At 63.4% G+C, this 20362-nt stretch carries 22 protein-coding genes and 1 pseudogene; 13 read left to right on the top strand and 10 right to left on the bottom strand.

Features of this window, described 5'->3' with window-relative positions; genetic code table 11:
* Positions 1 to 15 precede the first annotated feature (15 nt).
* Complete coding sequence (locus ASC86_RS01100) at positions 16 to 861, top strand: MOSC domain-containing protein (RefSeq protein WP_056318073.1); 846 nt, start codon at positions 16 to 18, stop codon at positions 859 to 861.
* Here the strand turns inward: ASC86_RS01100 and ASC86_RS01095 are convergent.
* Entirely contained in the window at positions 858 to 1850 is a 993-nt protein-coding gene (locus ASC86_RS01095; RefSeq protein WP_056315026.1) for a magnesium transporter CorA family protein, read from the bottom strand. The genes ASC86_RS01100 and ASC86_RS01095 overlap by 4 nt on opposite strands.
* Positions 1851 to 2140: 290 nt before the next feature.
* Here ASC86_RS01095 and ASC86_RS01090 point away from each other — a divergent pair, with 290 nt between their 5' ends.
* The 5 genes from ASC86_RS01090 to ASC86_RS01070 all read left to right on the top strand — a co-directional run bounded on the left by ASC86_RS01090 (position 2141) and on the right by ASC86_RS01070 (position 7948).
* Positions 2141 to 3376 (top strand): MFS transporter, encoded by a 1236-nt coding sequence (locus tag ASC86_RS01090; protein WP_056315024.1) that lies wholly within the window; start codon positions 2141 to 2143, stop codon positions 3374 to 3376.
* Positions 3377 to 3537: 161 nt separating this feature from the next.
* Positions 3538 to 4614, top strand: coding sequence for a quinolinate synthase NadA (gene nadA / locus ASC86_RS01085; RefSeq protein ID WP_056315022.1), 1077 nt, complete (start codon positions 3538 to 3540; stop codon positions 4612 to 4614).
* 214 nt (positions 4615 to 4828) lie between these two features.
* Positions 4829 to 6427 carry an L-aspartate oxidase gene (locus ASC86_RS01080; protein ID WP_056315020.1) on the top strand — a complete coding sequence of 533 codons (1599 nt, stop codon included), beginning with the start codon at positions 4829 to 4831 and terminating at the stop codon, positions 6425 to 6427.
* Positions 6428 to 6466: 39 nt separating this feature from the next.
* On the top strand, positions 6467 to 7375 hold the full coding sequence (gene nadC / locus ASC86_RS01075; RefSeq protein ID WP_056315018.1) for a carboxylating nicotinate-nucleotide diphosphorylase: 909 nt from the start codon (positions 6467 to 6469) through the stop codon (positions 7373 to 7375).
* A gap of 60 nt (positions 7376 to 7435) precedes the next feature.
* Entirely contained in the window at positions 7436 to 7948 is a 513-nt protein-coding gene (locus ASC86_RS01070; RefSeq protein ID WP_056315016.1) for a superoxide dismutase family protein, read from the top strand.
* A 5-nt stretch (positions 7949 to 7953) separates the two neighbouring features.
* On the opposite strand, the gene ASC86_RS01065 is transcribed toward ASC86_RS01070, so the two are convergent.
* The 8 genes and pseudogenes from ASC86_RS01065 to ASC86_RS01030 form a co-directional block, all read right to left on the bottom strand.
* Positions 7954 to 8919: a hypothetical protein gene (locus tag ASC86_RS01065; protein WP_056315015.1), complete on the bottom strand. Its 966-nt coding sequence runs from the start codon at positions 8917 to 8919 to the stop codon at positions 7954 to 7956.
* Between the two features lie 193 nt (positions 8920 to 9112).
* Positions 9113 to 9613, bottom strand: a pseudogene (locus ASC86_RS01060) (tyrosine phosphatase family protein); the annotation flags it as partial.
* A gap of 1 nt (position 9614) precedes the next feature.
* Positions 9615 to 10223, bottom strand: coding sequence for an HD family hydrolase (locus ASC86_RS01055; RefSeq protein ID WP_156386856.1), 609 nt, complete (start codon positions 10221 to 10223; stop codon positions 9615 to 9617).
* On the bottom strand, positions 10220 to 11053 hold the full coding sequence (locus ASC86_RS01050) for a folate-binding protein YgfZ (RefSeq protein WP_056315010.1): 834 nt from the start codon (positions 11051 to 11053) through the stop codon (positions 10220 to 10222). The genes ASC86_RS01055 and ASC86_RS01050 overlap by 4 nt, the downstream gene beginning before the upstream one ends.
* 62 nt (positions 11054 to 11115) lie before the next feature.
* Positions 11116 to 11817, bottom strand: a complete 702-nt coding sequence (locus tag ASC86_RS01045) for a hypothetical protein (protein WP_162244974.1) — start codon at positions 11815 to 11817, stop codon at positions 11116 to 11118.
* A 69-nt stretch (positions 11818 to 11886) separates the two neighbouring features.
* Positions 11887 to 12156 carry a hypothetical protein gene (locus tag ASC86_RS01040; protein ID WP_156386917.1) on the bottom strand — a complete coding sequence of 90 codons (270 nt, stop codon included), beginning with the start codon at positions 12154 to 12156 and terminating at the stop codon, positions 11887 to 11889.
* Positions 12157 to 12284: 128 nt separating this feature from the next.
* Positions 12285 to 12749, bottom strand: a complete 465-nt coding sequence (locus ASC86_RS01035; RefSeq protein ID WP_056315006.1) for a TIGR02301 family protein — start codon at positions 12747 to 12749, stop codon at positions 12285 to 12287.
* Complete coding sequence (locus ASC86_RS01030) at positions 12746 to 13159, bottom strand: NUDIX hydrolase (protein WP_056315005.1); 414 nt, start codon at positions 13157 to 13159, stop codon at positions 12746 to 12748. The genes ASC86_RS01035 and ASC86_RS01030 overlap by 4 nt, the downstream gene beginning before the upstream one ends.
* Positions 13160 to 13239: 80 nt before the next feature.
* Here ASC86_RS01030 and ASC86_RS01025 point away from each other — a divergent pair, with 80 nt between their 5' ends.
* On the top strand, positions 13240 to 14004 hold the full coding sequence (locus ASC86_RS01025) for an SOS response-associated peptidase (protein ID WP_056315003.1): 765 nt from the start codon (positions 13240 to 13242) through the stop codon (positions 14002 to 14004).
* On the opposite strand, the gene ASC86_RS26150 is transcribed toward ASC86_RS01025, so the two are convergent.
* Positions 14001 to 14144 carry a hypothetical protein gene (locus tag ASC86_RS26150; protein WP_200943757.1) on the bottom strand — a complete coding sequence of 48 codons (144 nt, stop codon included), beginning with the start codon at positions 14142 to 14144 and terminating at the stop codon, positions 14001 to 14003. The two genes, ASC86_RS01025 and ASC86_RS26150, sit on opposite strands and share 4 nt — an antisense overlap.
* 417 nt (positions 14145 to 14561) lie before the next feature.
* On the opposite strand from ASC86_RS26150, the gene cysS reads away from it, so the two are divergent.
* From cysS to cimA, 6 genes are all read left to right on the top strand, one after another.
* Complete coding sequence (gene cysS, locus ASC86_RS01020; RefSeq protein WP_056315002.1) at positions 14562 to 16043, top strand: cysteine--tRNA ligase; 1482 nt, start codon at positions 14562 to 14564, stop codon at positions 16041 to 16043.
* On the top strand, positions 16025 to 16522 hold the full coding sequence (locus ASC86_RS01015) for a GFA family protein (protein WP_056315000.1): 498 nt from the start codon (positions 16025 to 16027) through the stop codon (positions 16520 to 16522). Before cysS ends, ASC86_RS01015 begins: the two co-directional genes overlap by 19 nt.
* Positions 16519 to 17019 carry a GFA family protein gene (locus tag ASC86_RS01010; RefSeq protein ID WP_056314998.1) on the top strand — a complete coding sequence of 167 codons (501 nt, stop codon included), beginning with the start codon at positions 16519 to 16521 and terminating at the stop codon, positions 17017 to 17019. The genes ASC86_RS01015 and ASC86_RS01010 overlap by 4 nt, the downstream gene beginning before the upstream one ends.
* The gene (locus ASC86_RS01005) at positions 17016 to 17492 is read left to right on the top strand and encodes a GFA family protein (RefSeq protein WP_056314996.1); all 477 of its coding nucleotides are present in this window, start codon (positions 17016 to 17018) and stop codon (positions 17490 to 17492) included. The genes ASC86_RS01010 and ASC86_RS01005 overlap by 4 nt, the downstream gene beginning before the upstream one ends.
* Positions 17489 to 18439, top strand: a complete 951-nt coding sequence (gene pip / locus ASC86_RS01000) for a prolyl aminopeptidase (RefSeq protein WP_056314994.1) — start codon at positions 17489 to 17491, stop codon at positions 18437 to 18439. The genes ASC86_RS01005 and pip overlap by 4 nt, the downstream gene beginning before the upstream one ends.
* A gap of 162 nt (positions 18440 to 18601) precedes the next feature.
* The gene (gene cimA, locus ASC86_RS00995) at positions 18602 to 20224 is read left to right on the top strand and encodes a citramalate synthase (protein WP_056314992.1); all 1623 of its coding nucleotides are present in this window, start codon (positions 18602 to 18604) and stop codon (positions 20222 to 20224) included.
* Positions 20225 to 20362: the final 138 nt, after the last annotated feature.

Here is a 20362-nt window from a genome sequence, read left to right as displayed (position 1 = left end):
TCGCAAGAGGGCATCATGAAGGTCATCGGATTGAACATTCATCCGCTGAAGAGCGGCCGGGCCATCCCCCGCGAGATCGTCGACATCGACCGCGACGGCCTGCGTGGCGACCGCCGCTTCATGCTGGTCGATCCCGATGGCCAGTTCATCACCCAGCGCGAATTGCAAAGCCTCGCCCAGGTCGAGGCGACGCATGTGCCGGACGGCGTGTCGCTTGTCATGGGCGGCCGCAAGCTCACCGTCACCTTCGATCCGGCAAGCCGCATGGATGTCCGCGTCTGGTCGAGCGACGTCAACGCCACTGTTGCCGCCGATGCCGTCAACACCACGCTCTCCGGCTGGTTCGGCCGCCCGGTCAAGCTCGTGCACATGGATGATCGCGCCAGCCGCAAGGTGGGCGAGGAATGGGCGGGCGAAGCGGCGCCAGTCGGTTTTGCCGATGGTTTCCCCGTTCTCATCACCAATATGGCTTCGCTCGCCGATCTCAACGTCTCGCTGATTTCGAAAGGTCAGGAGCCGGTCGGCATGGACCGCTTCCGCACCAATATCCTCGTCGACAACGACGAGCCGTGGGAAGAGGATTTGTGGGAAAGCGTCGAGATCGGCGGCATCGTCTTCGATCTGGTCAAGCCCTGCGCCCGCTGCATCATGACGACGCAGGACCAGATCACCGGCGAACGCATCGGCGGCAATCCGATCCAGGGGCTGGCCGAAAAGCGCATGTCGGCAGACCGCCGCGTGCCCGGCGTGCTCTTCGGCTGGAATGCCGTGCCCCGCAGCGAAGGCCCCGTCCGCCTCGGCGACGAGATGCGCATTCTGAAAACGCGCACCGAACGCTGGCCGATGAAGATCAGGGCCTAAACCCAGCCGCGCCGCCGGAAATACAGAAACGGCATCAGCGCGGAAAAGATCATCAGCCCGATCGCCCAGGGATAGCCGAGGTGCCATTGCAGCTCCGGCATCAGCTCGAAGTTCATGCCGTACATCGAGGCGACCAGTGTCGGCGGCAGGAACACCACCGAGGCGACGGTGAAGATCTTGATGATCTGGTTCTGCTCCAGATTGATCAGCCCCAACGTCGCATCGAGCAGGAAGTTGATCTTGCCGGAGAGAAAGGCGGCATGGTCGCCGAGCGAGGAGGCATCCCGCTGCACCAGCTTCATCAGCTGCCGGGCTTCCTTGGAAGGCTTGCGTAGCGGGTTTTCCACCGCCGCATGATAGGCGACGAGGCGCGAGATGCTGACGAGGCTTTCGCGCACCCCGCTCAGGAAATCGCCCTTGCGGCCCAGATGTTCGATCAGCGCTTCGAGGTCGCGCGTCTTCTTGTCCGATCGGCCCGACTTGCCTCGGAACACCTCGCGCGAAATCTTGTCGATCTCGTTGCCGAGCCGTTCGAGCACATCCGCCATGCGGTCGATCATCGCTTCGATGACGCCGAGCATCACATCCTCACCGGTCTCGTAGCTCGCACCGTTGCCGCGCAGGGCCCGGTTGCAGAAGGCGGTGAAGGGCTTTGCATCGGCATAGCGTACCGTCACGAGCGTCGGGCCGCGCAGGATGAAGGTGACGGGCATCTTCGTCGGCTCGTCACTGTCGAGATTGGTCAGCGCCGTCATGGTCATGAAACCGGCGCCGCCCTCCTGATAGAGGCGGGCGGAAAGCTCGATATCCTCCATCTCCTCGCGCGTCGGCATGGAAATGTGAAGCGCTGCCTCGACTTCGGCGACTTCCTGCGGCGTCGGGTCGAGCAGATCGTACCACAGGGCAGGGGAAATCGCCTGCTCGATGGCGGCGTTGGAAACGGGGCGCAGGCAAAAGCGCTCGGCCTTGCGGGCATAAACTTGCAGCATCGTTCACTCCTTGGGCCGTCTCCCGACCGGAGTGAAGCATGCGGGCTTCCTACCGGAGAGGTCGTACCATTGCGGTCGATAATCGACTGTCGGTGTCCATTGGTTTCGTCCGGTTGAAAATGGCGCCGGGCGGCGCTCGCCATGGAGATGGTACAAAAAGTCCGGGCCGTCAATACCACGTGAGAGAGTGGACTTCCCATCAGGCCTGTTGATCGACCGGTCAAATTAATTCGCTTTTGCTGATCGATGTCCGGACGTAATTTATGCCTCCAGATATCCGGAGATTCCCAATGTCGGCCCTATCGCCATCCACCACCCAGAGCAGCGTCGATCGCATGCCATGGCTGATTATCATCGCCGGCTCCCTCGTCGCGATGCTCACCTTCGGCCCGCGCTCGGCGATGGGCTTCTTCCAACTGCCGATGCTCGCCGATACCGGCTGGGACCGTACCACCTTCGGCCTCGCCATGGCGCTGCAGAACCTCTGCTGGGGCCTCGGCCAGCCGTTCTTCGGGGCCATCGCCGACAAGTTCGGCACCTGGCGGGTGCTCTGCATGTCCGGCATCCTCTATGCCTGCGGCCTGGTCATGATGGCCTTTGCCAGCGCGCCGATCTGGCTGCATATCGGCGGCGGCGTGCTCGTCGGTCTCGCGGTCGGTTCAGGTTCCTTCGGCATCGTGCTCTCGGCCTTTGCCCGGAATGTCACGCCGCAGCAGCGCTCCATGGCCTTCGGTATCGGCACGGCGGCGGGCTCGGCCGGCATGTTCCTGTTTGCGCCGCTGAGCCAGGCCCTGATCTCGGCCTACGGCTGGCAGGATAGCCTCGTCTATCTCGGCGTGCTGATGCTGCTGGTGCCGCTCGTCGCCATCCCGCTGCGCGGCAATGCCTCGTCGGGTTCGCAGAAGGAGGCGCAGTACAAGCAGTCGATCGGCGAGGCGCTGAAGGAGGCGCTGGGCCACAAGAGCTACCTGCTGCTCGTGTCCGGCTTCTTCGTCTGCGGCTATCAGGTGGCTTTCATCACCGCCCATTTCCCGGCCTATATCGGCGATATCGGCATCGATGCCCGTTATGCGGTGATCGCGCTGGCGCTGATCGGCTTCTTCAACATCATCGGCTCGCTCTGCTCCGGCATGATCTCGCAGCGCTATTCGAAGCCTTATTTCCTGGCGCTGATCTATCTCGCGCGTTCGGTTGCGGTCTCGGCCTTCCTGCTCCTGCCGCAATCGCCGCTATCGGTCATCATCTTCGCCATCGTCATGGGCCTGCTGTGGCTGTCGACCGTGCCGCCGACCAATGCGCTGGTCGCCATCATGTTCGGCACCCGCCATCTCGGCCTGCTCGGTGGCATCGTATTCCTGTCGCACCAGATCGGCTCCTTCCTCGGTGTGTGGATGGGCGGCTATCTCTACGACCATTTCGGTTCCTACGATCCGGTCTGGTGGTTCGGCGTGGCGCTCGGCATCTTCGCCGCCATCGTCCATTGGCCGATCCAGGAAAAGGCCGCGCCGCGCCCGTCGATGGCCTGAAAAAACCGCGGCCTTCCGACGAAAAATCGGGAGGCCGCTTGAAAAGCGTCACAAAACTTTCTAAATCGATAGCACCGGCAGCGCCGGTTTTCTTTTGATCCTGTTATGCTCAAATTGAGCAAAACAGATTTCCGCCGGAGGGGCGGAAGAAGGTGGGAGCGATGAGCGTCGTCGAAAACATCAGCGGCACCAATGGAGCAGGCCCGCTCAGCGCGGCCGAGCGTTTCGGCATCATCGAGCGGCCGGACCTGACCTTCACGCCGGCCATTGCCGCTGAGACGGAACATCTTTACCAGCGCGTCAAGGACTTCATCCCCGCCTTCGAATGGCCGGTCTATGCGCCCTATGTCGCCGCCATCAACCGGCTGAAGAAGGAGCGCAACGCCGTCATCCTCGCGCATAACTACCAGACGCCGGATATCTTCCACTGCGTCGCCGATATCGTCGGTGACTCGCTGCAGCTGGCGCGCGATGCCACCAAGGTCGATGCCGAGATCATCGTGCAGTGCGGCGTGCATTTCATGGCCGAGACCTCGAAGCTCTTGAACCCGGAAAAAACCATCCTCATCCCGGATGCGAAGGCCGGATGCTCGCTGTCGGAATCGATCACCGGCGCGGATGTGCGTCTGCTGAAACAGCGCTACCCCGGCGTCCCGGTCGTCACCTATGTCAACACGTCCGCCGACGTGAAGGCGGAAACCGATATCTGCTGCACCTCGTCCAACGTGCTGTCGGTCATCGAAAGTCTGGAGAGCGACACGGTTCTCTGCATCCCCGACGAATATCTGGCGATGAACGTCGCCAAGCAGACCAACAAGAAAATCCTGACGTGGAAGGGCCACTGCGAAGTGCACGAGCGCTTCACGGCCGCCGAACTCCTCGCCTACAAGGACGCCAATCCCGGCATCGAGATCATCGGCCACCCGGAATGCCACCCGGATGTGATCGCGGTCTGCGATTTTGCCGGCTCCACCGCCGGCATGATAAACTACGTCAAGGACAAGCGTCCGCCGCGCGTGCTGCTCGTCACCGAATGCTCGATGGCATCGAACATCCAGGCGGAAGTCGAAGGCGTCGATTTCGTCAAGCCGTGCAACCTCTGTCCGCACATGAAGCGCATCACGCTGCCGAAGATCCTCGACAGCCTGCTGTTCATGACGGAGGAGGTGCTTGTCGATCCGGCCATCGCCGACCGCGCCCGCCTCGCTGTCGAGCGGATGGTGAACTTGAAGCAGTAGCGCCTTTGCTGGCGGCGGGAGGAGCAATGACACATGCAGGATATAGCGCGTTGAGCGTGCCACTTGCGATCTCCCCCCTTGAGGGGGAGATGTCCGACAGGGCAGAGGGGGGTATTCTTGCCGCCCGAGCCTGTGGAAATACCCCCCTCTGTCACTTCGTGACATCTCCCCCTCAAGAGGAGAGATCAGTCCGAGACCGCCGGAGCTTCCAGCCATGCTGACCGACCATTTCCGCCCTCAATCCTTCAACGGCGTCGATGACATCATCATTGTCGGCGGTGGCCTCGCGGGCCTGTTCTGCGCGCTGAAGCTGGCGCCGCGTCCCGTCACCATTCTCGCCGCCGCCCCCATCGGCCACGGCGCATCGTCTGCCTGGGCACAGGGCGGCATCGCGGCAGCTATGAGCCCCGGCGATACGGTCGACAAGCACGTCGCCGATACACTGGTCGCCGGTGCCGGCATCGTCGATGAGAAGATGACCCGCATGATGGTCGCCGAAGGCCCGGCCCGCATCCACGACCTGCTCGAATACGGCGTACCCTTCGACCGCGATCTCGAAGGCAAGCTGGTGCTGTCGCGCGAGGCCGCCCATTCGGAGCGCCGCATCGTGCGCGTGCGCGGCGACATGGCCGGCAAGGCGATCATGGAAGCCCTGATCGCTGCCGTGCGCAAGACGCCCTCCATCCGCGTTCTTGAGGGTTATGTCGTCGAGGATCTGGTGCGCGAAGGCCGCTTCATCGCCGGCGTCATTGCCCGCCCGGATGCCGGCCAGTCGAAGAAGCGCGTTTCCTTCGCCGCACGTGCCGTCGTGCTCTGCTCCGGCGGCGTCGGCCATCTCTTCTCGGTCACGACGAACCCGACGGAAGCCTGCGGACAGGGCGTCGGCATGGCGGCCCGCGCCGGTGCGATCATTGCCGATCCCGAATTCGTCCAGTTCCACCCGACCGCGATCAATATCGGCCGCGATCCGGCGCCGCTTGCCACCGAAGCCCTGCGCGGCGATGGCGCGCAGCTCATCAACAGCGCCGGCCGCCGCTTCATGCTCGATATCCATCCGGATGCCGAGCTTGCCCCGCGCGACATCGTCTCGCGTGGCGTCTTCGCCGAAGTCCAAGCCGGCCGCGGCGCCTTCCTCGATTGCACCAAGGCCGTCGGCAAGCATTTCCCCGACATGTTCCCGACCGTCTACGCCTCCTGCATGGCCGCCGGGATCGATCCCGTCACCCAGCCGATCCCCGTCGTGCCGGCCGTGCATTACCACATGGGCGGCGTGCTGACGGATGCAGCCGGCCGCACCTCCATCGATGGCCTCTGGGCGGCGGGTGAGGTGACTTCAACCGGCGTACACGGCGCCAACCGTCTGGCTTCCAATTCGCTGCTCGAAGCCGTCGTCTTCGCCGCCCGCATCGCCGAAAATATCAAGGGCATGCTGCCGGAACCGACGATTGCCGACTGGGGCCGCAATGCCGGCGAAAACGACGATCCCGTCACCCTCGAAGACAGCCCGGCACTGACGCGCTTGCGGCAGGTGATGAGCGAGAATGTCGGCGTCATCCGCAGCCGTGAAAGCCTCATCCGCGCTGTCAGAGAGATCGCAGCACTTGAGCGCGAAAACAGCCGCCTGCGCTTCACCAACATCCTCACCACGGCAAAGCTGATGACCACGGCCGCCCTCAAGCGCACCGAAAGCCGCGGCGGCCATTACCGCTCCGACTGGCCGGAGCAGCGCGCCGAGTGGAAACACCGCACCTTCCTCACCCTTGAGGATGCCGAACGCGTCATCGCCGAGGTGACGGAACTGGAACCGGTATAACCCGCCCCGACGTTTCCCCAATCATTCAAGGCCGTTTTCATGACCGTCACCCCACTTCGCCCCGAACTGCCGGCCCTCATGGTGGAGGATCGGGTGCGCCAGGCGCTTCTCGAAGATCTCGGCCGCGCCGGCGATATCACGACATATGCGACCATTGCCCCGAACAAGACTGCGACCGCCGAGATGGCCTCGCGGGAGGAGGGGGTGATCGCCGGGCTGGAACTGGCCCGAACCGCTTTCCGTCTCGTCGACCCCACGATCCGTTTCGAAGCGCTGGTTACCGATGGCGACCGGGTTTCGCCGGGAACGGCGATTGCCCGCGTCAGCGGCCCCGCCCGTGGCCTGCTTTCGGCCGAACGCGTCGGCCTGAATTTCCTGATGCACCTCAGCGGCGTCGCCAGCTACACGGCCACTTTCGCGGCCGAAATCGCCCACACCCGCGCCCGCGTCTGCTGCACCCGCAAAACCATTCCCGGCCTGCGCGGGCTTGAAAAATATGCCGTCCGCCTCGGCGGCGGCTCCAACCACCGCTACGGCCTCGATGATGCGGTGCTGATCAAGGACAACCACATCGCTGTTGCCGGCGGCGTCGCAAGTGCGGTGGAGGCGGCGCGCGCCTACTGCGGCCATCTCGTCAAGATCGAGATCGAGGTCGACGGCCTCGGCCAGATGCGCGAGGCGCTGACCGCAAGCCCCGACGTGATCTTGCTCGACAATATGGGACCGGAACTGCTGCGCGAGGCGGTGGCGATCAATGCCGCCCATTGGTCGCTCGACGAAAACGCCTATGCCGCGGACCCGCGTCGAACGCAGCTCGAAGCCTCCGGCAATGTGAACATCAAGACCATCCGCGCCATCGCCGAGGCCGGCGTCGATTATATCTCGACCTCGAAGATCACCATGGCCGCCCCGACGCTCGATATCGGCCTCGATATCGTCATCGGCTGAACGGGAACAGGCTTCTCCTCCACGCGTTGGGTCCTATACACCCTATCAGGAGGAGAACCCATGACACGCGCTTTCGTAATCGCCGCCCTTGCGGCCACGCTCGCTGAACCGGCCTTCGCCCAGCAATCATCCCAGACGGCCACCGCCGATTTCATCGGCAAGGACGGCAAGGAAACCGGCCGCGCGGCCCTGACCGCCGGCAAGGAAGGCGTGCTGATCGAAGCCGAGGTCACTGGCTTGCCGCCCGGCACCTGGGTCGCCTTCCACGTGCATGAAACCGGCAAATGCGATGCTGCCCACGGCCATGAATCGGCCGGCGGCCATTTCAATCCGGGCAAGACCGAGCACGGCTTCCTTGCCGCCAACGGCCCGCATGCCGGTGATATGCCCAACCAATACGCGGGTCGGGATGGCGTGATGCGGGCGCAGGTCTTCAACAGCTTCGTGCGTCTTGATGACGAAAAGCTTGGCATCCGCGGCCGCGCTTTGATGATCCACGCCAAATCCGACGACAACCGCAGCCAGCCCTCCGGCGATGCCGGTGAACGTCTGGCCTGCGCGCCGATCAAGTAGAGAGATTACCGCCCGCCGAGCTTCAGGCCCGGTGCCGGCCGCTCGCTCAGAATCTGCCGGCGGAAGCGGAAGAGCGCGGCGGGCCGGCCGCCGGTCGCGGCCGACATCATACCGGTCGGCTCGACCAGCTCCGCGCCTTCGACGAGGCGGCGGAAATTCTGCTTGTGCAGATGCCGGCCGGAGATCGCCTCCACTGTCGCCTGCAGGTCGGTGAGGGTGAATTCCGGCGGCATCAACTCAAAGATCACCGGCCGGTATTTGATCTTTCCGCGCAGTCGCGCGATCGCGGTGGCAACGATGCGGCGGTGATCATGGCGCATGGCCCGTCCGACCGCCGGCAGCTTGCGGTCATCGCAATGCCCGTCGGCCACCGCCTCCGCCACCAGCCCCGCCTCATACAGCAACTCGTAGCGCTCCAGCACCCGCTCCTCATCCCAGGGAAAATCACCGACCCCGAAAGCGAGACGAATGCGCGTGCGCCGCTGCGGCAGGCCCAGCCGCTCATCGGCGCTGCCGCCGGCTTCCCATTCGGAAAGCGCGGGCAAAATGGTGCGGTCGAGAACGTCGGGGCGTCCCTGCCGCCAGTCCTCCCAGGGCAGGTAGCCATACCAGTCGCGCCACTGCGCGCCGGCGGCGGCGAGGCGCGCATTGTTTTCCGCATCCGTGCGGGTCAGTGCCAGATAGCCCACGGAAACCATATGCTTGCTGTCCTCGCCTGGAAGCCTGTGCCGCCCGCGGTCGCCGAAAGTATAGAGCTGCTCGATATAACCGAGATCGAGCGCGGTCTGCTGCTCGACGCGGGCGCGAAGGCTGGTTTCGAAGGTTCGGTGCAGGGCGGGATCGAAGGGGCCGAAGGGCAGGGCATCGCGCTCGCCCTCGCTGACGGCAAGGATCAGCGGCGACCGGTGGTTGACTGCAACGATCGCCGCATTGAGGCCGATCTCGACGGTGCCCGGATGGGTCTCAGCCATCCTGCGGCCTCTCCGGATCGGTTTCGATTTCCCCCTTCTCCCCGGCGGGGAGAAGATGCCCGAAGGGCACATGAGGGGGTGTTTCCACCTGCTCCGAGCCAGCCGTCCCCCTCATCCGGCCCTGCGGGCCACCTTCTCCCCTGATGGGAGAAGGGAAACCCGGCTGCGCTTCTGCATCCGGCACAGCGGAAAAAACAAACGGCACATTGCCATCCGTATCCTTGCCGCGGCCGATGGCCTTGACGGCCGCCACAAGCCGTCCCTGCCGCGACAACAGCCGGTCGCCGATCTCAACGATGCGGGCATTCGGTGTCGCATAGGGCGAGGCGGAGCGCAGGCGCCGGACCAGCTCCGCATCGTCCTGATCGGGCGCAACAGCCAGCGCCGCCACCAGCGCCGCAGCCGGCGAGCGGGAAACCCCCATCCAGCAATGAACGAGCAGCGGCGCACTCTGGTCCCAGCTGCGGGCAAAGGCGATGATCTCGGTCACATGCTCGTCGGCTGGCGCCACCAGCCCGCCGGTGCCGGCAAAGGCGATATCGTTCATCGACAGCAACAGGTGCCGGCTCGCATCGATCACACCGGGGCGATGAAAGGCCTGTTCCTTCGCCATGAGGCTCAGCATCTCGCGGCATTTGTGCCGCACGGCCATTTCGGCGATCCTGCCCAGGGGTGAAACGACGATCTCGGCCATATCAGGACATCGCGCCGACAGTTGACCGCGCAGCCTCGATTTCGGCGAAGCGCTCGGCAAAGCGCCGTTGCGCCTCCATCGCCGGCATCGGCTCCATCGGGATCATCTCGCGGGTAATGCCGCGCGGCTGCCCGAAGAATTTTTTCGCCTCGGCAAGGGAGAAGCCGGCAAGCAAGGTTGCTTCAAAGAACGCAGCCACTTGATCGGCCTTTTTGATTCGATCTTTCAGCTCCGGCGGCGTCATCGCCGGCAGGCCGAAGCGCAGATGAATGGCGCTCTCAAGCCGCGCCTCCACCGTCTTGTAGCCGCCCCCGACCACGGCCTTGAAGGGCGAAATCATATCGCCGATCACATATTCGGCCGCGTCATGCAGCAGGGCCATCTGGCATTCTTCGGCGCTACAGCGGTTCTGCCGGCGAAAGATTTCCTCGACGACGAGGCTGTGCTGCGCGACGGAAAAGGCATGCTCGCCCTCCGTCTGGCCGTTCCAGCGTGCAACGCGGGCAAGCCCGTGGGCGATGTCACCAAGCTCGACATCGAGCGGCGAGGGATCAAGCAGATCGAGCCGCCGCCCCGAAAGCATGCGCTGCCAGGCACGCGCAGACATCAGGCGCTCGCCTCGTCGGCGGTGCTGGGGAAGGAAAGGCCGCTCCAGCCCGGCAGCGTCAGCGTAACGGCGGTGCCGCCGCAGAGGATCGGCTTGCCGTCCGCGATGGCTTCGCCGGCCTTATCGATACGCACGATGGCAAGGCCGTTTCTCCCCGAAACACTGCCGAGCGTGCCGATAGGCCGATCGTTGACGGTGATCGGCGTGCCGCTTTCCGGCAACGCCTCGTCGCCCGCTACGAGCACCACACGTCGCCGCGCCGTTCCGCGGTGCTGCATGCGCGACACCACTTCCTGCCCGACATAGCAGCCCTTCTTGAAGGAAAGCCCGCCATTGAGATCGAGCAGCACGTCATGCGGAAACGCGTCCTGAAGCGGATAATCGGCCCCGGCAACAGCGATGCCGGAAGCGATTCGCAAATCTTCATAGCCAGTTGCTTCGCCGGCTCCGGCCGGCGCTACGTCATAGTGCCGATGGAGCGGGGCACCGGCCTTCTCGAAGCGGGTGTCGCGATAACCGCCTTCATCGGAAATCCAAACGCTCGCTGGCGATTGCAGCGAAAGCGCCACATCGGCGCGCAGCTTGTACATGGTCAGCCGCTTCAACAGCGCTTCTGCCTGCTCCGTGCCGGTTTCCAGCCGCAGGCCATCGCCATCGCGGCTGACCACGAAATCGAACAGGATTTTGCCCTGCGGCGTCAGAAGCGCGCCGGGGCGGGCTTCGCCGGCCTGCAACTGGTCGAGATCGGTGGTGATCAGGTTTTGCAGCAGCGCCTCGGCATCCTTGCCCGAAATGGAGATGAGGGCGCGGTCGGGAAGGGCGATGGGCTGCATGGTTCTCTATCCTTTTGACGGGAAGAAACAGGTAGGATGCCGCGCGCTGATCGGCAAGCCTCTCAATCGCCGCCGATGAAGAACTTCCACTGGCCATCCGGCGTGATGCCGATGCGGTAGAAGTTGTAGCTGCCGAATTCCTCCATGCCGGCATAGTCGCCGGCCGTCACGAGGCGCAGCAGATCGACCTTCTCCGGCGGCGTCAGCGACGAAAGCGGCTTTTCGGCGAAATAGGGCCAGACGTAAAGTTCGTCCGGCGTGCCCTTGTCGACATCGACGAAGCCGGTCGACAGCACGTCGAGCATGATGGCGAGGATTTCCATGCCTGCGCCATCGCCGGAAAGCGATTTCAGCGTCTCGATCGGATCGTCGCCGTTGTCGCCGACCTGAGTCTGCGTCGGTCCCTTGCCGAGCAGCGGCCGCAGCCGCTCGATATCGCCGGAGGCAGCGGCCTCGACGATCAGCTCGCGCATGCGCGCCACGGGGGCGGGGATTTTCGAGACGTCGGACAGGACCTCGACCGGAGCGGCCGGTTCCTCGTCCTCGACAGAATCGTCCTTTGTCGCGGTAGTGGATTTCTGCACGAGCGGGTCCGGCATCGGAATCCGCATCTGCGTCGGTTCTTCCGTCTCTTCGGGTGCTTCGTCGGGGGTGTCGTTGGGCGGCTGCTGTTCAGCCGGCGGGCTGCCGGGAACGCGCTTCAACTCGCTCAGCGCATAGGCCGGGCGGTCGTCGATGAAGGGGGGAAGAAAAACCGTCGCCATCAAAAGGGCGTAGAGACCCGCCGCGAAAGGCCGGTTTGCCGGTGGCTGCCCTGTCATGTCTGCCTCGCCCTATTGCAGGGTCCGTTCGGGAGAGAATTCGCCGGCCAGCATGCGCTCGCGCAGCGAGGTCAGCATGGCTTCCGCGCCGTCTTCGCCATGCAGGCGGATAGTTTCGCGCATGGCGAGCGCAATCGCCGCGTCCGCTATGATTTCCGGCTCGATACCGTCAGCCATGCCGTCGGCCCATGCTTCGTTCTGATGCTCGAGTGCTGCCTGCATCTTTTCGTGAACGATCATGTCGTCGATGTCATTGAGACTTGGTTCCATCATTCGTTCCATGCGGGTCATTTACACTCGTATACCTGTTCCGGAGTCATCCCGGAACCACTTCTTACCACTCTCTTAACGACCTTAGCAGCCTTTTCCCAAAACGACACGGGGTCATGAAGAAAGAGGTTAATTAATCGTTAATTTCCAAACCGGGCGACTATTTCTGACGCAAGTGTTGCACCTTCGGCACGGTAGCGCTGGTCTGCCGCCACGGCCGCCGGCGTGCAGGCGGTGTAAACCGATGCAAAGGTCCTGTAGCCGCGATTAAAGGCGGCGGTAAGGCGCGCCTGCCGGGCCGTTTCCCCGCGCGCTTCCTTATCCAGCAGCTCCTGCATCGCCTGCCGCCAGTCGTCCGGGTCGCTCGCCTTGCAGAGCACCCGCAGGTAATGCACGGACCCCAGGATTTCCGAAAGCCGCAAAAGCCGCTGGTCGTAGGGCGCGGGTTTTTCCACGGGTTGCGCGGGCGTTGTGGCAGGAGCCGGCTCCTGCGCGATTGCGGGAAGGGGGAGTGCCGTCACGGCAAGAAGGAGGCCGATTGCCGAAAGCCGCCCGGCCCCAAATGCCGAATCAGTTGCATCCCTTCGACGGGTGAAACGCTTCATCGGCCGCTTTCCTGTTCAAGCCGGGCGATACACTCGCGCACGCTGTCCGGCGCAGGCAGGTCGGCGATCTCGTCGGCCGTGAACCAGCCCAGCGACAGCGCGTCGTCCGCGGCGACAGCAATCGCCTCTTCGTCCGCATCGACCTTGAACACCGACAGGAAAAAATGCCGCGGCTTCGGCCCGTCCGAGGCGAGCGGCGGCAGATCGTAAGTGGCAAAGAGCCGGGCGTTGCGGGCTGTAATCCCGGTTTCCTCCTCGAATTCCCGAAGCGCCGTTTCGTCCGGGGTTTCGCCGGGCTCGGCCCGGCCACCCGGAAAGGCATACATATCCGCCGATGGCGGATTGGCGCGGCGAACGAGCAGATAACGCCCGTCCCGTTGAAGGATGGCAGAGGAGGCAAGCTGGGGCATCGGTAAACTCAAGACACGTCCGGGAATCGCAGGAAGGCGAAAAGATTGACCGAGCATAGGGGAAGTGCCATCTGAAAGCCATGTGTGGACGATTTGCGCTGACAGCGACGGCAACCGATATCTCGGAAATCTTCTCGGTCATCGGGACGGAGGATTTTCCGGCGCGCTACAATATCGCGCCGACGCAGCCGATCCTCGTCGTCATGACCGGCGACCGGCAGGTGGCCGGCAGCAACCTGCCGGACCGCAAGGCGATCCTGGTGCGCTGGGGGCTCACCCCCTCATGGGTCAAGGATCCGCGCGATTTTCCCTTGCTGATCAATGCCCGCTCTGAGACGGCAGCGGAAAAGGCCTCGTTCAAGACGGCCATGCGCCACCGCCGGGTGCTGATCCCGGCTTCCGGCTTCTACGAATGGCATCGCCCGCCGAAGGAAAGCGGCGAGCCGTCGCAGGCCTACTGGATCAGGCCGAAGAACGGCGGCATCGTCGCCTTTGCCGGGCTGATGGAGACGTGGTCGTCGGCGGATGGTTCGGAGGTGGATACCGGCGCGATCCTCACTGTTGCGGCCAATCCGGCGATTGCGCCGATCCATGACCGCATGCCGGTCGTCATCCGGCCGGAGGATTTTTCGCGCTGGCTCGATTGCAAGACGCAGGAACCGCGCCACGTGGCCGATCTCCTAACGCCGATCGAGGACGGTTATTTCGAAGCGATCGCCGTTTCCGACAAGGTCAACAAGGTCGCCAACATGGGACCGGACCTGCAGCTTCCGGTGGAGCCCAAGCAAAGGCTCCAGCCCGTCAAAAATCCATCGAAAAGCAGCGATCAGCTGTCGCTGTTTTAAGCCGTCTGGGGCTTCTTCTTGGGCTTCGGCTTCAGCTGCAGGGCGGCAGCCAGAACGGCCTTGAGGCCGAGAGGGCGGTATTGTTCGACAAGATTGGCGGTCGGGCGTTTTTCCGCCTTGTCGCTCTTCTTCGCGGTCATTTCAAACTCTCCTTGGATCATGTCCCTAGTCTTGGACGCTCCGTTGTTGCCACGGATGCGCCTTTCTCATTGTCACTGAGGAAACAGGCGATTGTGTGCGTGTCCCCGCATGCCTGATTCCTCGGTGGTTGCGGCGTCCTCTGACCGTCCAATCATGACAAAACAATGACGGATTGAAAGCGAATTCAACATATCTCATATGAAGAAACCTGACCTCTTGACCGAAGGCCCGTCAGGCGCGATAAAGCTGCCCATGAAAACGGTTATCTGCATTACCTGCGGGATTATTATTCGCTAGCGCAAACGCTGGCCCGTCCGTTTTCGTCTCCTGAAAGTCAAGATGACAACGCGAAGGTCCAGTGTGGACTTCGGGTCCGGTATGGACTCGGCCGTAGCATGCACATGGGAGACATTTGAATGGCCGCCACCCTGAAACTGTACAATACGCTCACGCGCGAAAAGGCGGATTTTTCGCCGATCGATGCGACCAATGTGCGTATGTATGTCTGCGGTCCGACCGTTTATGACTTCGCCCATATCGGCAATGCCCGCCCGGTCATCGTCTTCGATGTGCTGAACCGGCTGCTGCGCCATGTCTATGGCGCCGAAAACGTCACCTATGTCCGCAACATCACCGACGTCGATGACAAGATCAACGCTAGGGCGCTGCGCGACTATCCGGGCCTTCCGTTGAATGACGCCATCCGCCGCGTGACGGAAAAGACCGAAACCCAGTTCATCGAGGATGCCAAGGCGCTCGGCTGCCTCGACCCGGATGTCCAGCCGCGCGCCACCGAAAACATCGTCCAGATGGTCGAGATCATCCAGAAACTGATCGACAAGGGTCACGCCTATGTCGCGACGGGTTCGGAAGGCAAGGAAGTGCTGTTTTCGACCGGTTCGATGGCCGATTACGGCGCGCTTTCCAAGCGCAAGCTGGAAGAGCAGCAGGCCGGCGCCCGCATCGCCGTCGAGGCCCACAAGCGAAATCCGGCGGATTTCGTGCTGTGGAAGGAATCGGCGGCCAACGAGCCGGGCTGGGATGCGGCCTTCACCGTCGATGGCGTCCATCAGCCGATCTTCGGCCGTCCGGGCTGGCATATCGAATGCTCGGCCATGAGCGGGCGCTATCTCGGCGATGTCTTCGATATCCACGGCGGCGGGCTGGACCTGATCTTCCCGCACCATGAGAACGAGATTGCCCAGTCGCGTTGCGCCCACGGCACGGCTGTCATGGCCAATGTCTGGATGCACAACGGCTTCCTGCAAGTCGAGGGCCGCAAGATGTCGAAGTCGGAAGGTAACTTCGTCACCATCGCAGACTTGCTTCACAGCGACGTCTTCGGCGGCCGCAAATGGCCGGGCGACGTGCTGCGCCTTGCGATGCTGATGACGCATTATCGCCAGCCGATCGATTTCAGCGTCAAGCGGCTGGAAGAGGCGCAGGGCATGCTGAACCGCTGGGCCGATGCCAAGAACCGCATCGTCGAAGCCTTCCCCGGCCTCGACGCCGGCGGAGCACTGCCGGAAGACAGCCCACTGTTCGACGACCTCAACACCTATCCCGTCATCACCGGCATCAGCCAACTGGCGGCGGAGGCCCTGCGTGGCGACGAGGCTGCGGCGAAGACCTTCCTCGCGACGCTGGATATCCTCGGTTTCGAGCGGGTGCAACTCAACAGCCAGGCCGCCGCCGATCTCGACGTCGCCATGGCCGATGAGGGCAAGTGGGCGGAACTCGCCGCCCGCATCGAGGAGCGCCGCCAGCTGCTGATCGCCCGCAACTTCGCGGAAGCCGACCGCATCCGCGACGAACTGCTGGCCGAGGGCATCCAGCTCAAGGACGGCAAGGACCCGGCGACCGGCGAGCGCATCACCACATGGGAGGTCAAGCGGTGAGCGAAGCCGTCTACACCGGTGGCTGCCAGTGCGGCGCGGTGCGTTTTCGCATCACCGGCGCGCTGACGGATTCCTCCATCTGCCACTGCCGCATGTGCCAGAAGGCTTTCGGCGCCTACTATGCGCCGCTCGTTTCGACGCGCGGCGCAGACCTTGTGTGGACGCGGGGCGAGCCGAAACGGTTCCGTTCGTCCAATGTCGTGCTGCGCGGCTTCTGCGCCGAGTGCGGCACGCCGCTGAGCTTCGAGGCGCCGGATGGCATCGCCATCGCTTCCGGCGCCTTCGACGATCCTTCGGCCGTGCCGCCGACCGTTCAGTTCGGCACCGAAGCGAAGCTCGGTTTCGTCGACCGGCTGCATCTGCTGCCCGGCGAACAAACGGAGGATGACCTGCAGAACGCGCCCTATCTCGCCGAGCTGGTCTCCTTCCAGCACCCGGACCACGACACGACCGAATGGCCGCCGGAGAAGCAGGGATGAGTATTTCGCGGATCTATACGGGTGGATGCCAGTGCGGCGCGGTCCGCTACCGCGCCGAAGGCACGCTCGCCGATCCGCATCTGTGTCATTGCCGCATGTGCCAGAAGGCTGCCGGCAACTATTTCATGCCGCTCGCCAATGCCGCCCGCGTTGGCTTTTCGCTGACACGCGGCAAGCCCTCGTGGTTCCAGTCGTCCCATCTGGTGCGCCGCGGCTTCTGCGAGAAATGCGGCACGCCGCTGTTTTACGATATGCCGGGTGAGGACTTCATCAACATCGTGCTCGGCTCGCTCGACGATCCAGACGACGTGCGCCCCATGGGGCAATCCGGCATCGAATCGCGCGTGCCGTGGTTTTCGCAGCTGCCGCGCCTGCCGGAGCGCGAAACGGATACGGAAGGCGAGGGCGCTACGGAGCGCCACATCGCCATCCTCGAATCCAACAACCAGCATCCCGATTACGACACCGTTCACTGGCCTTTGGAGGATGATCGATGACTGACACCGAACGCACCGGAGGCTGCCAGTGCGGCGCCGTCCGTTTCCGCATCAAGGGCCAGCTCGGCCGCCCCTCGATCTGCCATTGCCGCATGTGCCAGAAGGCCTTCGGCGGCTTCTTCGGCCCGCTGGTGACAGCGCCGGAGGGCGGCGTGGAGTGGACGCGCAACGAGCCGAACTACTTCCAGTCCTCGATCAATATTTCCCGCGGCTTCTGCTCCGCCTGCGGTACGCCGCTCACCTATCGCCATCCCGGCGGGCTGGAAATAGCCATCGGCGCCTTCGACGACCGTTCCGATCTCGCGCCGCAGATTCAGGTCAATTACGCCGCGCGGCTTCCGTGGGTGGAGACGATCTTCGACCAGCCGGTTCATGAGGACCCGGATTACTACTCCCGCCAGGAAGCGATCATCTCCTTCCAGCACCCCGATCACGATACGGCCGACTGGCCGCAACATGGCATGAACCTATGACCCTGCGCACGCTCTACCCCGAAATCGAACCCTACGCCTCCGGCCATCTCGATGTCGGCGACGGCCACACCGTCTATTGGGAAAAGGTCGGCACCCCCGGCGCCAAGCCGGCCGTGTTCCTGCATGGCGGCCCCGGCGGCACGATCTCGGAAAGCCACCGCCGCCTGTTCGATCCCAAGCTCTACGATGTCACCCTGTTCGACCAGCGCGGCTGCGGAAAATCGACGCCGCACGGCGAACTCGAAGCCAATACCACTTGGCATCTGGTGGCCGATATCGAGCGCCTGCGCGAGATGGCCGGTGCGGAAAAATGGCTGGTCTTCGGCGGTTCCTGGGGCTCGACCCTGGCGCTCGCCTATGCCGAAACGCATCCAGAGCGCGTTTCGGAACTCGTTGTGCGCGGCATCTACATGCTGACGAAAGCGGAACTCGACTGGTACTACCAGTTCGGCGTCTCCGAAATGTTCCCCGACAAATGGGAACGCTTCATCGCTCCGATCCCGCCCGAGGAACGCCACGAGATGATGCGCGCCTATCACCGCCGCCTGACGAGCGACGACAAGGCCACCCGTCTTACTGCTGCAAAGACCTGGAGCATCTGGGAAGGCGAGACCATCACCCTGCTGCCGGAGCCGTCCACCAGCGACAAGTTCGAGGAAGACGAATTCGCCTACGCCTTCGCCCGCATCGAAAATCATTTCTTCGTCAATGCCGGCTGGATGGATGAAGGCCAACTGCTGCGCGATGCCCACAAGCTCCACGGCATCCCCGGCGTCATCGTCCACGGCCGCTACGACATGCCATGCCCGGCAAAATATGCCTGGGCTTTGCACAAGGCTTGGCCGGAGGCGGAATTCCACCTGATCGAGGGGGCAGGGCATGCCTTTTCCGAACCCGGCATCCTCGACCAGTTGATCCGTGCGACCGACAGGTTTGCGGGGAAGTAAAGTCAGAAAGAGGCCCCTCATCCGGCCTGTCGGCCACCTTCTCCCCGTGAACGGGGAGAAGGGACAAGCGGCAAACTCCGTCGTTCCCTCTCCCCGCAGGCGGGGAGAGGGCTAGGGTGAGGGGCAAGTTTTGAAGCACAAGGTTCCTTGGAGGGAACGACGATGAAAACCGCGCGCGAACGCATCTACCTCTTCGACACTACCCTTCGTGACGGGCAGCAGACGCCCGGCATCGATTTTTCCGTCGAGGACAAGATGGCGATTGCCGCCCTTCTGGATGATTTCGGTGTCGATTATGTCGAGGGCGGCTATCCCGGCGCCAATCCGACCGACACGGAATTCTTCAAGAAGCGTCGCACGAACCGCGCCCAGTTCGTTGCCTTCGGCATGACCAAGCGCGCCGGCGTCTCCGCCTCCAACGACCCCGGCCTCAACGCGCTGCTGCAAGCCAACAGCGATGCCATCTGTCTCGTCGCCAAGAGCTGGGACTACCACGTGAAAGTCGCGCTCGGCTGTTCCAACGAGGAAAATCTGGAATCGATCCGGGAATCGGTTCAGGCCGTGGTCAAAAGCGGCCGCGAGGCGATGATCGATTGCGAGCATTTCTTCGACGGCTACAAGGCGAATCCGGCCTACGCACTTGCCTGCGCCAAAACGGCCTATGAGGCCGGCGCCCGCTGGATCGTGCTCTGCGACACCAATGGCGGCACCCAGCCGCCGGAAATCCGCGAGATCGTCACCGCCGTCATCGCGGCCGGCGTGCCAGGCAGCCATCTCGGCATCCACGCCCATAACGACACCGGCCAGGCCGTCGCCAATTCGCTCGCCGCCGTCGAGGCCGGCGTGCGCCAGATCCAGGGTACGCTGAACGGCATCGGCGAACGCTGCGGCAACGCCAACCTGATCACGCTCATCCCGACGCTGGCGTTGAAGGAAACCTACGCCACCCGTTTTGAAACCGGCATCGATGCGGAAAAGCTGCAGGAGCTGACGCGGCTTTCCCACGCCTTCGACGAACTGCTCAACCGCTCGCCCGACCACCAGATGCCCTATGTCGGCGCGTCCGCTTTTGCGACCAAGGCTGGCATCCACGCCTCGGCGCTGCTGAAAGACCCGCGCACCTACGAGCATGTGACCCCGGAAAGCGTCGGCAATCTGCGCAAGGTCATGGTTTCGGACCAGGGTGGCAAGGCCAATTTCATCAATGCCCTGAAGCGGCGGGGCATCGCCGTCTCCAAGGATGACCCGAAGCTCGACAAGCTGATCGCCATCGTCAAGGAGCGCGAGGCGACCGGCTATGCCTATGAGGGCGCCGACGCGAGCTTCGCCATCCTCGCCCAGCGAACCTTGAGTTCCGTGCCGGATTTCTTCCACGTGGATAGTTTCCGCGTGATGGTCGAGCGGCGCTACGACGCCAACGGCCACCTGAAGACCGTTTCGGAAGCGGTGGTGCGGGTGTCGATCGATGGCGAAACGATGCTGTCGGTGGCCGAGGGCCACGGCCCGGTCAACGCGCTCGACCTCGCTTTGCGCAAGGACCTCGGCAAATACCAGTCAGAAATCGCCGATCTGGAACTTGCGGACTACAAGGTCCGTATCCTCAACGGCGGCACGGAAGCCATCACCCGCGTCTTGATCGAATCCCTCGACAGCACCGGCCAGCGCTGGTGGACGGTCGGCGTCTCAGACAACATCATCGACGCCTCCTTCCAGGCCCTGATGGATTCGATCGTCTACAAGCTGCTGAAGAACCGAAATCATCAGGGATTGGCGGCGGCGGAGTAGGGGGCGGCGGTGCTTTCGTTCACGAAGGTCAACTGCCGGTAAAATCGATCTCGCGTCCCTTATGAAAGATCCGGATAATCGTGACTTCGGATTGCCGCACGAGAAACGCAACCGTTGCGCGGCGACGAAACCCGACGA

Origin of the sequence: Rhizobium sp. Root1212 (genome assembly GCF_001424985.1) — a bacterium.
Taxonomy (GTDB): domain Bacteria; phylum Pseudomonadota; class Alphaproteobacteria; order Rhizobiales; family Rhizobiaceae; genus Pararhizobium.
This window is presented reverse-complemented; position numbering and strand designations above follow the sequence as displayed.

What these genes read in the sequence shown, in the direction of transcription:
- ASC86_RS01100 (WP_056318073.1), top strand. Translation starts at nt 16, where the DNA reads ATGAAGGTCATCGGATTGAACATTCATCCGCTGAAGAGCGGCCGGGCC.
- ASC86_RS01095 (WP_056315026.1), bottom strand. Translation starts at nt 1,850, where the DNA reads ATGCTGCAAGTTTATGCCCGCAAGGCCGAGCGCTTTTGCCTGCGCCCC.
- ASC86_RS01090 (WP_056315024.1), top strand. Translation starts at nt 2,141, where the DNA reads ATGTCGGCCCTATCGCCATCCACCACCCAGAGCAGCGTCGATCGCATG.
- nadA (WP_056315022.1), top strand. Translation starts at nt 3,538, where the DNA reads ATGAGCGTCGTCGAAAACATCAGCGGCACCAATGGAGCAGGCCCGCTC.
- ASC86_RS01080 (WP_056315020.1), top strand. Translation starts at nt 4,829, where the DNA reads ATGCTGACCGACCATTTCCGCCCTCAATCCTTCAACGGCGTCGATGAC.
- nadC (WP_056315018.1), top strand. Translation starts at nt 6,467, where the DNA reads ATGACCGTCACCCCACTTCGCCCCGAACTGCCGGCCCTCATGGTGGAG.
- ASC86_RS01070 (WP_056315016.1), top strand. Translation starts at nt 7,436, where the DNA reads ATGACACGCGCTTTCGTAATCGCCGCCCTTGCGGCCACGCTCGCTGAA.
- ASC86_RS01065 (WP_056315015.1), bottom strand. Translation starts at nt 8,919, where the DNA reads ATGGCTGAGACCCATCCGGGCACCGTCGAGATCGGCCTCAATGCGGCG.
- ASC86_RS01050 (WP_056315010.1), bottom strand. Translation starts at nt 11,053, where the DNA reads ATGCAGCCCATCGCCCTTCCCGACCGCGCCCTCATCTCCATTTCGGGC.
- ASC86_RS01045 (WP_162244974.1), bottom strand. Translation starts at nt 11,817, where the DNA reads ATGGCGACGGTTTTTCTTCCCCCCTTCATCGACGACCGCCCGGCCTAT.
- ASC86_RS01040 (WP_156386917.1), bottom strand. Translation starts at nt 12,156, where the DNA reads ATGGAACGAATGATGGAACCAAGTCTCAATGACATCGACGACATGATC.
- ASC86_RS01035 (WP_056315006.1), bottom strand. Translation starts at nt 12,749, where the DNA reads ATGAAGCGTTTCACCCGTCGAAGGGATGCAACTGATTCGGCATTTGGG.
- ASC86_RS01030 (WP_056315005.1), bottom strand. Translation starts at nt 13,159, where the DNA reads ATGCCCCAGCTTGCCTCCTCTGCCATCCTTCAACGGGACGGGCGTTAT.
- ASC86_RS01025 (WP_056315003.1), top strand. Translation starts at nt 13,240, where the DNA reads ATGTGTGGACGATTTGCGCTGACAGCGACGGCAACCGATATCTCGGAA.
- ASC86_RS26150 (WP_200943757.1), bottom strand. Translation starts at nt 14,144, where the DNA reads ATGACCGCGAAGAAGAGCGACAAGGCGGAAAAACGCCCGACCGCCAAT.
- cysS (WP_056315002.1), top strand. Translation starts at nt 14,562, where the DNA reads ATGGCCGCCACCCTGAAACTGTACAATACGCTCACGCGCGAAAAGGCG.
- ASC86_RS01015 (WP_056315000.1), top strand. Translation starts at nt 16,025, where the DNA reads ATGGGAGGTCAAGCGGTGAGCGAAGCCGTCTACACCGGTGGCTGCCAG.
- ASC86_RS01010 (WP_056314998.1), top strand. Translation starts at nt 16,519, where the DNA reads ATGAGTATTTCGCGGATCTATACGGGTGGATGCCAGTGCGGCGCGGTC.
- ASC86_RS01005 (WP_056314996.1), top strand. Translation starts at nt 17,016, where the DNA reads ATGACTGACACCGAACGCACCGGAGGCTGCCAGTGCGGCGCCGTCCGT.
- pip (WP_056314994.1), top strand. Translation starts at nt 17,489, where the DNA reads ATGACCCTGCGCACGCTCTACCCCGAAATCGAACCCTACGCCTCCGGC.
- cimA (WP_056314992.1), top strand. Translation starts at nt 18,602, where the DNA reads ATGAAAACCGCGCGCGAACGCATCTACCTCTTCGACACTACCCTTCGT.